General features: G+C 65.0%; 12 protein-coding genes. 7 read left to right on the top strand and 5 right to left on the bottom strand.

Annotated elements, in window-relative coordinates:
• Nucleotides 1-19 precede the first annotated feature (19 nt).
• The 7 genes from OKW41_RS33505 to iscX all read left to right on the top strand — a co-directional run bounded on the left by OKW41_RS33505 (nt 20) and on the right by iscX (nt 5573).
• On the top strand, nt 20-1243 hold the full coding sequence (locus OKW41_RS33505) for an IscS subfamily cysteine desulfurase (RefSeq protein WP_184005994.1): 1224 nt from the start codon (nt 20-22) through the stop codon (nt 1241-1243).
• A 72-nt stretch (nt 1244-1315) separates the two neighbouring features.
• Nucleotides 1316-1729 carry a Fe-S cluster assembly scaffold IscU gene (gene iscU, locus OKW41_RS33500; RefSeq protein WP_184022374.1) on the top strand — a complete coding sequence of 138 codons (414 nt, stop codon included), beginning with the start codon at nt 1316-1318 and terminating at the stop codon, nt 1727-1729.
• Nucleotides 1730-1807: 78 nt separating this feature from the next.
• On the top strand, nt 1808-2131 hold the full coding sequence (gene iscA / locus OKW41_RS33495; protein WP_184022376.1) for an iron-sulfur cluster assembly protein IscA: 324 nt from the start codon (nt 1808-1810) through the stop codon (nt 2129-2131).
• A 137-nt stretch (nt 2132-2268) separates the two neighbouring features.
• Entirely contained in the window at nt 2269-2796 is a 528-nt protein-coding gene (hscB, locus tag OKW41_RS33490) for a Fe-S protein assembly co-chaperone HscB (protein ID WP_090800792.1), read from the top strand.
• 164 nt (nt 2797-2960) lie between these two features.
• A complete protein-coding gene (hscA, locus tag OKW41_RS33485; protein WP_429575277.1) occupies nt 2961-4832 on the top strand; it encodes a Fe-S protein assembly chaperone HscA in 1872 nt (623 codons plus the stop codon).
• A 186-nt stretch (nt 4833-5018) separates the two neighbouring features.
• Complete coding sequence (fdx, locus tag OKW41_RS33480; protein WP_429450407.1) at nt 5019-5360, top strand: ISC system 2Fe-2S type ferredoxin; 342 nt, start codon at nt 5019-5021, stop codon at nt 5358-5360.
• A 15-nt stretch (nt 5361-5375) separates the two neighbouring features.
• Nucleotides 5376-5573, top strand: a complete 198-nt coding sequence (gene iscX, locus OKW41_RS33475; RefSeq protein ID WP_027198111.1) for a Fe-S cluster assembly protein IscX — start codon at nt 5376-5378, stop codon at nt 5571-5573.
• Nucleotides 5574-5670: 97 nt separating this feature from the next.
• On the opposite strand, the gene OKW41_RS33470 is transcribed toward iscX, so the two are convergent.
• The 5 genes from OKW41_RS33470 to OKW41_RS33450 all read right to left on the bottom strand — a co-directional run bounded on the left by OKW41_RS33470 (nt 5671) and on the right by OKW41_RS33450 (nt 12468).
• Nucleotides 5671-6369, bottom strand: coding sequence for a glycine zipper 2TM domain-containing protein (locus OKW41_RS33470; protein ID WP_429575276.1), 699 nt, complete (start codon nt 6367-6369; stop codon nt 5671-5673).
• 346 nt (nt 6370-6715) lie between these two features.
• On the bottom strand, nt 6716-8242 hold the full coding sequence (lysS, locus tag OKW41_RS33465; protein ID WP_429450403.1) for a lysine--tRNA ligase: 1527 nt from the start codon (nt 8240-8242) through the stop codon (nt 6716-6718).
• Nucleotides 8243-8420: 178 nt separating this feature from the next.
• Nucleotides 8421-9525 (bottom strand): peptide chain release factor 2 gene (gene prfB / locus OKW41_RS33460; protein WP_113061858.1). Its coding sequence is split into 2 segments (ribosomal slippage): nt 8421-9443 and nt 9445-9525, totalling 1104 coding nucleotides; the frame shifts between segments, so codons are not numbered across the junction.
• A gap of 110 nt (nt 9526-9635) precedes the next feature.
• Nucleotides 9636-11342 (bottom strand): single-stranded-DNA-specific exonuclease RecJ, encoded by a 1707-nt coding sequence (recJ, locus tag OKW41_RS33455; RefSeq protein WP_429575275.1) that lies wholly within the window; start codon nt 11340-11342, stop codon nt 9636-9638.
• A gap of 16 nt (nt 11343-11358) precedes the next feature.
• Entirely contained in the window at nt 11359-12468 is a 1110-nt protein-coding gene (locus OKW41_RS33450; protein ID WP_429575274.1) for a regulator, read from the bottom strand.
• Nucleotides 12469-12566 lie beyond the last annotated feature (98 nt).

Here is a 12566-nt window from a genome sequence, read left to right as displayed (position 1 = left end):
GACGTCCCCGGAGCAATTGATGAACAACGACTCTCTCCATCTGCCCATCTACATGGACTACAGCGCCACGACGCCGATCGATCCGCGTGTGGTGGACAAGATGATCCCGTATCTGCGCGAGCAGTTCGGCAATCCCGCGTCGCGTAGTCACGCTTATGGCTGGACCGCCGAGCGCGCAGTCGAGGAAGCGCGCGAGCAGGTGGCCGCGCTCGTGAACGCTGATCCACGCGAAATCATCTGGACCTCGGGTGCGACGGAGTCGGACAACCTCGCTCTGAAAGGTGCCGCGCACTTCTACAAGAGCAAGGGCAAGCACATCATCACGGTGAAGACCGAGCACAAGGCGGTGCTGGACACCACCCGCGAGCTCGAGCGCGAAGGCTTCGAAGTCACCTATCTGGATGTCAAGGACGACGGTCTGATCGACCTCGACGCCTTCAAGGCGGCGCTGCGCCCGGACACGATTCTGGTGTCGGTGATGTCGGTCAACAACGAGATCGGCGTCATCCAGGACATCGAGGCGATTGGCGAGATCACGCGCGAGAAGGGCATCATTTTCCACGTCGACGCGGCGCAGGCCACCGGCAAGATCCAGATCGATCTGCAGAAGCTGAAGGTCGACCTGATGTCGTTCTCGGCGCACAAGACCTACGGCCCGAAGGGCATCGGCGCGCTTTACGTGCGTCGCAAGCCGCGTATCCGAATCGAGGCGCAGATGCACGGCGGCGGTCACGAGCGCGGCATGCGTTCGGGCACGCTCGCCACGCACCAGATCGTCGGCATGGGTGAAGCGTTCCGTATCGCGCGTGAAGAGATGGCGACCGAAAACGAGCGCATCCGCATGCTGCGTGACCGGCTGCTGAAAGGCCTGTCGCAAATCGAGGAAGTGTATGTGAACGGCGACATGGAAAAGCGTGTGCCGCACAACCTGAACATCAGCTTCAATTTCGTCGAAGGCGAATCGCTGATCATGGCGGTGAAGGACGTCGCGGTGTCGTCGGGCTCGGCGTGCACATCGGCGTCGCTGGAGCCGTCGTACGTGCTGCGCGCGCTTGGCCGCAACGACGAACTCGCGCACAGCTCGATCCGCTTCACGGTGGGGCGCTTCACGACCGAGCAGGAAATCGATTACGTGATCAACCTGCTGAAGTCGAAGATTTCCAAGCTGCGCGATCTGTCGCCGCTGTGGGAAATGCACAAGGACGGGATCGATCTGTCGACCATCCAGTGGGCCGCGCACTGACGCGCCGGCTGGACGAAGCGGACATCGAACGTTCATCGCATTGCAGGTTGAAACGAATCAAGGAGTGTAATCATGGCATATAGCGACAAGGTCCTCGACCACTACGAAAACCCGCGCAACGTCGGTTCCTTCGCGAAGGACGACGACACGGTCGGTACCGGCATGGTCGGCGCGCCGGCCTGCGGCGACGTGATGAAGCTGCAGATCCGCGTCGGCGCGGACGGCATCATCGAAGACGCGAAGTTCAAGACCTACGGCTGCGGCTCGGCCATCGCATCGAGCTCGCTCGTCACCGAATGGGTGAAGGGCAAGACGCTCGACCAGGCGATGTCGATCAAGAACACGCAGATCGCCGAAGAACTGGCACTGCCGCCGGTGAAAATCCATTGCTCGATCCTCGCGGAAGACGCGATCAAGGCAGCGGTCGCCGACTACAAGCAGCGCCACGGCGAAGCAGCGGTTGTCGAAGACGGCAAGGCCGCCTGAGCAACAGGGTAAGAAAGAAGCAACCGGTGAGCGCGGCGCGAACACGCGCGCCGCGCACTCTGGCAACTGAGAAACGTTATGGCAATTACGTTGACCGAAAAGGCAGCACAGCACGTCCAGAGGTATCTGACCCGCCGCGGTAAAGGCATCGGGTTGCGCGTCGGCGTGCGCACCACCGGTTGCTCGGGCCTCGCCTACAAGCTTGAGTACGTGGACGAACTCGCGCCGGAAGATCAGGTGTTCGAGACGGGCGGCGTGAAGGTCGTCGTCGACCCGAAGAGTCTCGCGTATATCGACGGCACGGAGCTCGACTTCGCGCGCGAGGGGCTGAACGAAGGCTTCAGGTTCAACAACCCGAACGTGAAAGACGAATGCGGCTGCGGCGAGTCGTTCCGCGTCTAGATTCGTTACCTTCCGCGTGCGGCGGATAAAAGGCGGCGCGGGCCGCCTTTTTAGTTTGATCCGCGCTCCACTGAACCGGTCACGCCTGACAAGGCCCAACGTCTCCATACCAGTTTTCATCAACGGACTTTAATCCGATGGCCTCGCTGAACGACAGCCACTTCGATCTGTTTGGTCTGCCGGCGCAGTTCGCGCTCGACGCGAGCACGCTCGATCACGCGTACCGCACCGTGCAGGCGCAGGTGCATCCGGATCGCTTCGCGGCGGCCGGCGATGCGCAAAAGCGTATCGCGATGCAGTGGGCGACGCGCGCGAACGAGGCCTATCAGACGCTGCGCGATCCGCTCAAGCGCGCGACCTATCTGCTGTCGTTGCGCGGCATCAACGTCGGCGCGGAGAACAACACGGCGATGGAGCCCGCGTTCCTGATGCAGCAGATGGAGTGGCGTGAGAACATCGAGGATGCGGCCGCGGCGAAGAACGTCGACGCGCTCGACGCGCTGCTCATCGAGTTGCGCGACGAGGAGCGTCGGCGCTTCGACAAGCTCGGCGCATCGCTCGATCACGGCGCGAATCAGGCGGCGGGCGAGGCGGTGCGGCAGCTGATGTTCATCGAGCGCGTCGCGTCGGAAATCGATGCCCAGATCGAGCGGCTCGAAGGCTAGCGCGCTTTCGTGCGACGCGCGCAAAAGCGCGGCGCGGGCAAGCAGCAACAGTAGGCAGCGACGTAGTAAGCGACAAACAAAAAACCAGAGCGGCCGCGAGCCGCGGCATCACCCCAGCAACGCGAACATTCAGGACGGGGCACAACGTCCCCGAGAAGATCCAGATGGCCTTACTGCAAATCTCCGAACCCGGCATGGCGCCGGCGCCTCACCAGCGGCGTCTGGCGGTCGGTATCGATCTCGGCACCACCAACTCCCTCGTCGCCGCTATGCGCAGCGGCGTGCCCGATGTGCTGCCCGACGAAGACGGGCACGTGCTGCTGCCGTCGGTGGTGCGTTACCTGGAACAGGGCGGTCGTCGCATCGGCCGCCGGGCGAAGGCCGAGGCCGCGAGTGACCCGCGCAATACGATCGTGTCGGTCAAGCGCTTCATGGGTCGCGGCAAGGCCGAGGTGGAGGGCGCCGAGAACGCGCCGTACGATTTCGTCGATGCTCCCGGCATGGTGCAGATCCGCACCGTCGACGGCGTGAAGAGCCCGGTCGAGGTATCGGCTGAAATTCTCGCGACGCTGCGCCAGCGCGCCGAAGACACGCTCGGCGACGAGCTGGTCGGCGCGGTAATCACGGTGCCCGCTTACTTCGACGAAGCGCAGCGCCAGGCGACCAAGGACGCCGCGCGCCTCGCGGGGCTGAACGTGCTGCGTCTGCTCAACGAACCGACCGCCGCGGCGATCGCCTACGGTCTCGACAACGGCGCCGAAGGTTTGTACGCGGTCTACGACCTCGGCGGCGGCACCTTCGACCTGTCGATCCTGAAGCTCACCAAGGGCGTTTTCGAAGTGCTCGCGGCGGGCGGCGATTCCGCGCTCGGCGGCGACGACTTCGACCATGCGCTATATCGCCATGTGCTCGAACAGGCCGGCATCGCGTCGCAGACGCTCGCGCCGCACGACGTGCGCCTGCTGCTCGATAGCGTGCGCGAGGCCAAGGAGGCGCTGTCGAGCGCGTCGCAAACTACCCTCAAGCTCACGCTTGCCAACGGCACCGCGCTCGATCTGACGATCGACGAAGCCACTTTCGAGACCGTCACGGCCGCGCTGGTGCAACGCACGCTGGGCCCGACGAAAAAGGCGCTGCGCGACGCGAAGGTCACCACGAAGGAAATCAAGGGCGTCGTGCTGGTCGGCGGCGCGACGCGCATGCCGGTGATCCGCCGCGCGGTCGAGGCGTTCTTCGGCCAGCCGCCGCTCGTCAATCTCGATCCGGATCAGGTCGTCGCACTCGGCGCCGCGATCCAGGCCGATCTGCTGGCCGGCAACCGCGGGGCGGAAGGCGACGAATGGCTACTGCTCGACGTGATTCCGCTGTCGCTCGGCGTCGAGACGATGGGTGGCCTCACCGAAAAGATCATTCCGCGCAACTCGACGATTCCAGTCGCGCGCGCGCAGGATTTCACGACCTTCAAGGACGGCCAGACCGCGATGGCGATTCACGTCGTCCAAGGCGAGCGCGAGCTCGTCAGCGATTGCCGTTCGCTCGCGCGCTTCGAGCTGCGCGGCATTCCGCCGATGGCCGCCGGCGCCGCGCGCATTCGCGTGACCTATCAGGTCGACGCCGACGGCCTGCTGTCGGTGTTTGCGCGCGAGCTGGCGTCGGGCGTGGAGGCATCGGTCGTCGTGAAGCCTTCGTATGGCCTCGCCGACGACGACATCGCGCGCATGCTCGAAGACAGCTTTTCGACCGCTGAAATCGACATGCGCGCGCGCGCATTGCGTGAGGCGCAGGTCGAAGCGCAGCGTCTCGTCGAAGCGACCGACGCGGCGCTCGCCGCCGACGCCGAGTTGCTCGACGACAGCGAACGCGCCGAACTCGACGCGCTGCTCGCCGCGCTGCGCAACGTCGCGCCAGGCGAAGACGTCGGCGCGATCGAAGCCGCGACGAAAGCGCTCGCCGAAGGCACCGACGAATTCGCCGCGCGCCGCATGAACAAGGGAATTCGCCGCGCGCTGTCGGGCCGCAAGCTCGACGAGATCTGAACGGGCGAGCGTAGCGACAGCAACGTGCACGCGACGCGCGCTCAGGCCACGCACGAACTGCGCCCCCATGAACCACCGATCGCGCCGCGCGGACTTAAAAAGTCCGCGCGCCGCCAGTAAAATGGTACGGAGCCTGCACGCGGCATTGCTGGCAGCCGCCGTGCCTCAGACCCAAACGGAAACTGTATGCCTCAAATTGTTGTGCTGCCTCACGTCGAACTGTGCCCGGAAGGCGCGGTGATCGACGCCGTTCCCGGCAAGAGCATCTGCGACAACCTGCTCGATAACGGTATCGAAATCGAGCATGCGTGCGAGAAGTCGTGCGCGTGCACGACCTGCCACGTAGTCGTGCGTGAGGGTTTCGCCGCCTTGACGCCATCCGAGGAAGACGAGGACGATCTGTTGGACAAGGCATGGGGGCTGGAACCGGCTTCGCGCCTGTCGTGTCAGGCGGTCATGCCGGACGAGCAGGATCTGGTCGTCGAAATTCCGCGTTACTCGATCAATCACGCGAAGGAAAACCACTAACAGGAGGGTGCCGCCATGAAGTGGACCGATACGCAAGACATCGCGATGGCTCTGACGGACAAGCATCAGGACGTCGATCCACAGCAGGTGCGTTTCACCGACCTGCACCGCTGGGTGACCGAGCTCGAAGGTTTCGACGACGATCCGAACCGTTCGAGCGAAAAGATTCTCGAAGCGATTCAGGCGGCATGGATCGAAGACGCGGATTATTGAACGCGTGTTCGATCGAGTGCATTGAACTCCAAAGAAAAGGCGATTCCGATGGAATCGCCTTTTTTCATGGCGCGTCGACGAACGTTGGGCACCGAGCTCAGTCGGCGACGAGGCCGCCGTTCTGAACGCGCACGCGCTCGCCGTCGCGGAACGGCGGCGCCTCGCTATAGGTGAAGTAGCGCGTCTTGCCGTCTTCCATGTGCACGCGCACCGAATACGACGTCGTGCTGCGCAGATGTTTTTCGACCGAGTTGCCGGCGAACCCGCCGCCCAGCGCGCCGAGCAGCGTCATCGCGGTACGCCCGCCGCCGGCGCCGAATTGATTCCCGACGACGCCCCCGGCCACCGCACCGCCGACCGCGCCAATGCCGGTGCCATGTCCTTCATGCCGAACCGCCGAGATCGCGACGACGGTGCCGCAAGTCGAGCAATAAGCGGCATGCGGCGCCGGCTGCTGCGCATACTGCGGCGCGGCCTGTGCCTGCTGTTGCTGCGCGTATTGCTGCTGGGTCGGAGCGGCGGCAGGGGCGGCCGGCACCGCTTGCTGAGCCTGATCCTGCCGCTGCTGCGCAGATGGCTTGACCGGCGCGGCCGAATCGACGACGCCCGGCGCTTGCGTGCTGACCTGCGCGGCCTGCGTCCGATCGTTCTGTGCGCCGTTACCCGACGCCTTCGGGAACACGCCGGTGATCGCCGCGGTAGCGACGAGACTCGCGACGAGCACCGCGCCGGCGGCCACCGCGATCAAGGGATGAAGACGACGTGGCTGCGTGGGTTGATGAGTAGTGGTGTCCATGTAGGGCCTCCGTTTCTGACAGAGCCGACTTCTTGTGAGACTGAGTTTCGGGCAATTCGATCCGGGCAGCGTTTCTATTTGTAACCGGCCCGGTGGCGGCCAGGGGTGTGGATCGCTGGCCTCTACGTGGCGCGCCTTGGTCTCAGCAAGCTTTTAAGATTGTTGCGACCACGGCGACTTGCGCGCGATCGTGAAGCTTTTACCGCTGGTTACAAACGATCAGAAGCAGAAAACGGTCCCACGGAGGGAAAACGCGCGCATAAAAAAAACGCCCGGCATCAACCGGGCGCTCTTCAAACCATCGCATTGCGCGCGAAGCACAACGAGCGCTCGCGCCAAGCGTCGCTCAATCCTCGCGACGCAGATGCGGGAACAGAATCACGTCGCGGATGCTCGGGCTATCGGTCAGCATCATGACCAGACGGTCGATGCCGATACCGCAGCCGCCCGCCGGCGGCATGCCGTACTCGAGCGCGCGGATGTAGTCGGCGTCGTAGAACATCGCTTCCTCGTCGCCGGCGTCTTTCTGGTCGACCTGCTTCTTGAAGCGCGCGGCCTGATCTTCCGGATCGTTCAGCTCCGAGAACCCGTTGGCGATTTCGCGGCCGGTGATGAACAGCTCGAAACGCTCGGTGATGCCTTCCACCTTGTCCGACGCACGCGCGAGCGGCGACACCTCGATCGGGTAGTCGATGATGTAGGTCGGCTCCCACAGTTGCGACTCGGCGGTCTCTTCGAACAGCGCCAGTTGCAGCGAGCCGACGCCCGCGTTGAGGAACTGCGGCTGCGACGCATCGACGCCGAACTTCTTCAGCTCGGCGCGCAGGAACGTGCCGTCGGCGAGCTGCTCGTTCGTGTATTGCGGCGCGTATTTCTGGATCGCCTGCGTGATCGTGAGCCGATGGAACGGCTTCGACAGATCGAGCTCGCGGCCCTGATAAGTGATGGTGGCCGTGCCGAGCGCATCGATCGCCGCCTGGCGAATCAGCTGCTCGGTGAAGTCCATCAGCCACTTGTAATCGGTGTAGGCCGCGTAGAACTCGATCATCGTGAATTCCGGGTTGTGGCGCACGGATACGCCCTCGTTGCGGAAATTACGATTGATCTCGAACACGCGCTCGAAGCCGCCCACCACCAGCCGCTTCAGGTACAGCTCCGGCGCGATGCGCAGGAACATCTGCATGTCGAGCGCATTGTGGTGCGTCGAGAACGGCTTGGCCGCCGCGCCGCCCGGAATCGGGTGCAGCATCGGTGTTTCGACTTCCATGAAGTTCGCGTCGGCCATGTACTTGCGGATCGACGAAATCGCCTTCGTGCGCGCGACGAACGTGCGGCGCGTTTCCGGCGTGACGATCAGATCGACATAGCGCTGGCGGTACTTCATTTCCTGGTCGGCGAGACCGTGGAACTTGTCCGGCAACGGACGCAGCGACTTCGACAGCAGACGCAGCTCCGTGCAGCGCACCGATAGCTCGCCCTTGTTGGTGCGGAACAGCACGCCGCGCGCGGCGACGATGTCGCCCATGTCCCACTTCTTGAACGCGTCGTAGGTCTCCTGACCGACGTCGGCCGGTGTGATGAAGAACTGGATCTGACCCGAGCCGTCGCGCACGGTTGCGAAACTTGCCTTGCCCATCACGCGTTTCAGCATCATGCGGCCAGCGATCGCGACTTCGAGCGGATGCGCTTCGAGCGCTTCCTTGTCGGCGTGCTCGTACTGCGCCTGCAGATCTTCGGCGTGGTGCGTGGGACGGAAATCGTTCGGATAGGCGACGCCTCGCTCACGCATTTCGCGCAGCTTTTCGCGGCGCTCGGCGATGATCTTGTTGTCGTCCGCTTCGGGCACGACAGTCGGCTGGGTCGGTTCGGTCATGATGATTTGGTATTCGGTGGCCCGCCGCGGAGTGCTCCGCTGGCGGGAAGCCAGTCAGTCAGTGTAAAAACCTCAGGCGGTACTGGAAAAACGGCGAATAAATGGCGTGGAAGCAACGCAAAAGCAGCAACGAAGAAGGCGCGGTCCCGATCGGTGAACGGGGCCGCGCCGTGCGCGCTTAGACGCCCTGTTTCAGGCTCGCGCTGATGAACGGATCGAGGTCACCGTCGAGCACGCTCTTCGTATTGCTGATTTCGACATTGGTGCGCAGATCCTTGATGCGGCTGTTGTCGAGCACGTACGAACGGATCTGATGGCCCCAACCCACATCGGTCTTGCCGGCTTCCAGCTTGTCCTGCTCGGCCTGACGCTTGCGGATTTCCGCTTCATACAGGCGCGATTTCAGCATCGCCATTGCTTCGGCGCGGTTGCGGTGCTGCGAGCGGTCGTTCTGGCACTGCACGACGATGCCCGACGGCATGTGCGTGATACGCACCGCCGAGTCGGTCTTGTTGATGTGCTGACCGCCCGCTCCCGAAGCACGGTACGTGTCGATGCGCAGGTCGGCCGGGTTGATGTCGACTTCGATCGAGTCGTCGATTTCCGGGTACACGAACACCGACGAGAACGACGTGTGACGACCGCCCGACGAGTCGAATGGCGACTTGCGCACGAGCCGGTGCACGCCGGTTTCGGTACGCAGGAAGCCGTACGCGTATTCGCCTTCGATCTTGATCGTCGCGTTCTTGATGCCGGCGACGTCGCCTTCGGTCTGCTCGAGCACTTCGGTCTTGAAGCCCTTGCGCTCGCAATAACGCAGATACTGGCGCAGCAGCATCGACGCCCAGTCGCACGCCTCGGTGCCGCCGGCGCCGGCCTGGATGTCGAGAAAGGCGTTGTTGGGATCGGCCGGATTAGCGAACATCCGGCGGAATTCCATGTCGGCCACGCGTGCCTCGATGGCCTGGGCGTCACCCTCGCAGGCGAGCAGCGTGTCGTCGTCGGCTTCTTCGCGTGCCATCTCGAACAGGTCTTGCGCGTCGCGCACGTCGTTCGTGATCGACGTGAGCTTGCCGACCGTGTCGTCGAGCAGCTTCTTTTCCTTACCGAGTGCCTGGGCGTGCTTCGAGTCGTTCCAGACGTCCGGGTCTTCGAGTTCCCGGTTGACTTCGATTAGACGCAGTGCTTTGTCGTCGTAGTCAAAGATACCCCCGTAGGTCGTCCGCGCGCTTGCGCAGGTCGGCCAGAGAGGCTTCGATCGCGTTGAGACGTTCCGCTTCCATGTCGATCTTGTATAGCTTCGTAAAAAGGAGAAATTATAGCCGATCGGCACGCCGCGCCGGAGCCTCGCGGGCGATCTGGCGCGTGTTCGCGATTGATTTTGCGGAAGATTTCAGCTCACCGCGTGCTCGACGATCAGTTGCACGCGCGACACGCCGTTCCATGTATCGCTCGCGAGCCGGTAGGCGACGGTGGTGCGCGCGGGCAGCGTGTCGGTGTGATTGAACCAGATCGCGTTGAAGCGCTGGCGGCCGCGCAGCAGTTGCAGCTTCAGGTGCTTGTCCTTCACCAACGCCTGCGAGGCGACCTCGAATTCGCCGGAGAACACCGGCGCCGGAAAACCCTGGCCCCAGACGGCCGCGTCGAGCATTTCGACGAATTGCGGCGTGAAGTACGCGTCTTCGAGCTCGCCGTCGGTTTCGATCGTGCGCGCGAGCGCCTCCGCGGACAGCCACTCGCGGCCGACCGCCTCGAACGCGGCGGTGAAGCGCGGCACGTCGGCGGCCGCGATCGTCAGGCCCGCGGCCATCGCGTGGCCGCCGAATTTGACGATCAGGTCCGGCTCGCGCTTCGAGATCAGATCGAGCGCGTCGCGCAGGTGGAAGCCCGCGATCGAGCGGCCCGAGCCCTTGACGAGCACGCCGGTATCGTCGGCCGGCGCGAACGTAAACGACGGGCGGTGGAACTTCTCTTTCAGCCGTCCCGCGACGATGCCGATCACGCCCTGATGCCAGCCCGGATTGAACAACGTGATCGTGGTCGCGCCGTCGGGATCGACCGTCGACAGGTCGTCCAGCGCCTGCTGCTGCATGCCGGCCTCGATTTCGCGGCGCTCGCGGTTCATCGTGTCGAGCTGCTGCGCGAGTTCCCAGGCGCGGCCGACGTCGTCGGTGGTCAGGCATTCGATGCCGAGCGACATGTCCGACAGCCGACCCGCCGCGTTCAGGCGCGGTCCCAGCGCGAAGCCGAGGTCGAAGCCGGAGGCGTTGCGCGCATCGCGCGCGGCGGCGCGAAACAGCGCGGCGATGCCCGGCTGCATGCGGCCGCGGCGGATGCGCTGCAGACCTTGCGCGACCAGCACGCGGTTGTTGCCGTCGAGTTTGACGACATCGGCGACGGTGCCGAGTGCGACCAGATCGAGCAGGCCGTCGAGGCGCGGCTCGGGCAGCGCGTCGCCGAACGCCCCACGGCGGCGCAGTTCGGCGCGCAGCGCGAGCAGCACGTAGAACATCACGCCGACGCCGGCGAGGCACTTGCTCGGGAACGTGCAGCCGGGCTGGTTCGGATTGACGATTGCGCGCGCGACGGGTAGTTCGTCGCCGGGCAGATGGTGGTCTGTGACGAGCACGTCGATGCCAAGGGCGTTGGCCGCCGCGACGCCGTCGACGCTCGCGATGCCGTTGTCGACGGTGATCAGCAGATCGGGCTTGCCGGCCGCGCTACGCGCCGCCAGTTCGACGATTTCCGGCGTGAGCCCGTAGCCGTGCTCCATGCGGTTCGGCACCAGGTAGTCGATGCGCGCGCCGAACATGCGCAGCCCGCGCACCGCGACCGCGCAGGCGGTCGCGCCGTCGCAGTCGTAGTCGGCGACGACCAGCATGCGGCGCTGCTGCTGGAGCGCGTCGGCGAGCAGCGCGGCGGCCGCGTCGCAGCCCTTCAGTTCGGTTGGCGGCACGAGCCGCGCGAGGCCGGTTTCGACGTCCTCGGGCAGGCACACGCCGCGCGATGCGTACAGGCGCGCGAGCACCGGATGCAGGCCGCAGCGGGTCAGCACTTCGGCGTCGACAGGGGAGCAGGGGCGCGTAACGATTCGGGTCATGCGGAAGGGCCGTGGATCATTCGATGAAAAGCGAGGCCAGCACGCGCCGCCGCCAGAATTTGCGCAGATCGCCGCGCGTGACCGTCAGCGTCACCGAGCCGGTGTCGCCGCACAGCGTGAGGCCGAGCTCGGCGAGTTCGCCCGACTGCAGTGCCGCGAGCGCGGGCGCGAACCAGTCGGTCTGCAGCGCGGCGAATGCCTGGTTCCAGCGCGCCCAGTCCTGTTCGATGTAGGGCGCGGAGAAGGGGTCGAGTTCGACGAGCGTTGCGCCGCTGCCGTAGGTGGTACCGCGCAGCGCCGCGGCCAGTTCGCGATACGACGCCGGCGGCGCGCCTGTCGCGACCCCCGCGCTGAGCGCGAGACCGCGCGTTGCGGCGGCATCGGACAGCACCTGCGCGAACGGACTGCGCACGCTCCGCGCGGCGCCTTGCGCGTGAAACCAGATCGAGTTGACGGCCGGCAGCCCGCGCGCCTCCCGCGCTTCGTTGACCGGATGTTCGAACCACGCCATCTGCACCTCGTTCTGCAGCTTCATCCATGCGCGAGAGCGTTCGCCGGAATGCGCTTCGTGCGGCAACCAGATCTCGATGTTGCGGCCGCTCGCGCGCAACGGCGACGCGCCCGCGAGCGAACCGAAAGCGTCGCTCGACAGATACCAGCGGATTGGCTTGGGCGCCTCGATGCGCACGCCGAGTTCCTCGATCAGCGGACGCGCAAGCGCGAGCAGCGTGCTCGCTTCGTCGTCCGACAGATTGAGCGACGCCGGGTCGATCAGCACCAGGTGGTCGTGCGCGATGTGCACGTGCACCGGCTGCACGCAGGCCCACGTCGCGCTGCCGGGTTCGCCGCCGTCGGCGCGCAGCATGTAGGGCGCGAGCGGGGCTTCGTCGGCGGCGGCCGAGGCGCCGTCGGGCAGCGCGCCGAATTGTCGCGCGACCCAGCGCTCGTGCGGCAGCGTGCGCTGAAAATCCTCGCCGATCACGCGCTCGATGAGCGTCGCGCGCGCGATCAGCCGGTCGAGAGCGGGACACTGGATGTCGTGAAGCGCGGTGGATGCGTCGGCCGCGGCGGGCAGCGCGAAGGGCAGCAGAAGATGGAGGCGGTCGGCAGGCATGATGCTGCGCATTGTAGGGCAAACGGTGCGAGTATTTCGACGAAGCGCGGCCGGTTTGTCGATGGCGCCGCCAAGGCACGTCCTTTGCGCGAGCCGGCGGCATTGTGTGG

The organism is Paraburkholderia sp. UCT70, assembly GCF_050434085.1.
GTDB lineage: Bacteria > Pseudomonadota > Gammaproteobacteria > Burkholderiales > Burkholderiaceae > Paraburkholderia > Paraburkholderia tuberum.
This window is presented reverse-complemented; position numbering and strand designations above follow the sequence as displayed.

Bases quoted from the DNA above. Each gene is read 5' to 3' on its own strand.
- OKW41_RS33505 (WP_184005994.1), top strand. From the start codon at position 20: ATGAACAACGACTCTCTCCATCTGCCCATCTACATGGACTACAGCGCC.
- iscU (WP_184022374.1), top strand. From the start codon at position 1,316: ATGGCATATAGCGACAAGGTCCTCGACCACTACGAAAACCCGCGCAAC.
- iscA (WP_184022376.1), top strand. From the start codon at position 1,808: ATGGCAATTACGTTGACCGAAAAGGCAGCACAGCACGTCCAGAGGTAT.
- hscB (WP_090800792.1), top strand. From the start codon at position 2,269: ATGGCCTCGCTGAACGACAGCCACTTCGATCTGTTTGGTCTGCCGGCG.
- hscA (WP_429575277.1), top strand. From the start codon at position 2,961: ATGGCCTTACTGCAAATCTCCGAACCCGGCATGGCGCCGGCGCCTCAC.
- fdx (WP_429450407.1), top strand. From the start codon at position 5,019: ATGCCTCAAATTGTTGTGCTGCCTCACGTCGAACTGTGCCCGGAAGGC.
- iscX (WP_027198111.1), top strand. From the start codon at position 5,376: ATGAAGTGGACCGATACGCAAGACATCGCGATGGCTCTGACGGACAAG.
- OKW41_RS33470 (WP_429575276.1), bottom strand. From the start codon at position 6,369: ATGGACACCACTACTCATCAACCCACGCAGCCACGTCGTCTTCATCCC.
- lysS (WP_429450403.1), bottom strand. From the start codon at position 8,242: ATGACCGAACCGACCCAGCCGACTGTCGTGCCCGAAGCGGACGACAAC.
- recJ (WP_429575275.1), bottom strand. From the start codon at position 11,342: ATGACCCGAATCGTTACGCGCCCCTGCTCCCCTGTCGACGCCGAAGTG.
- OKW41_RS33450 (WP_429575274.1), bottom strand. From the start codon at position 12,468: ATGCGCAGCATCATGCCTGCCGACCGCCTCCATCTTCTGCTGCCCTTC.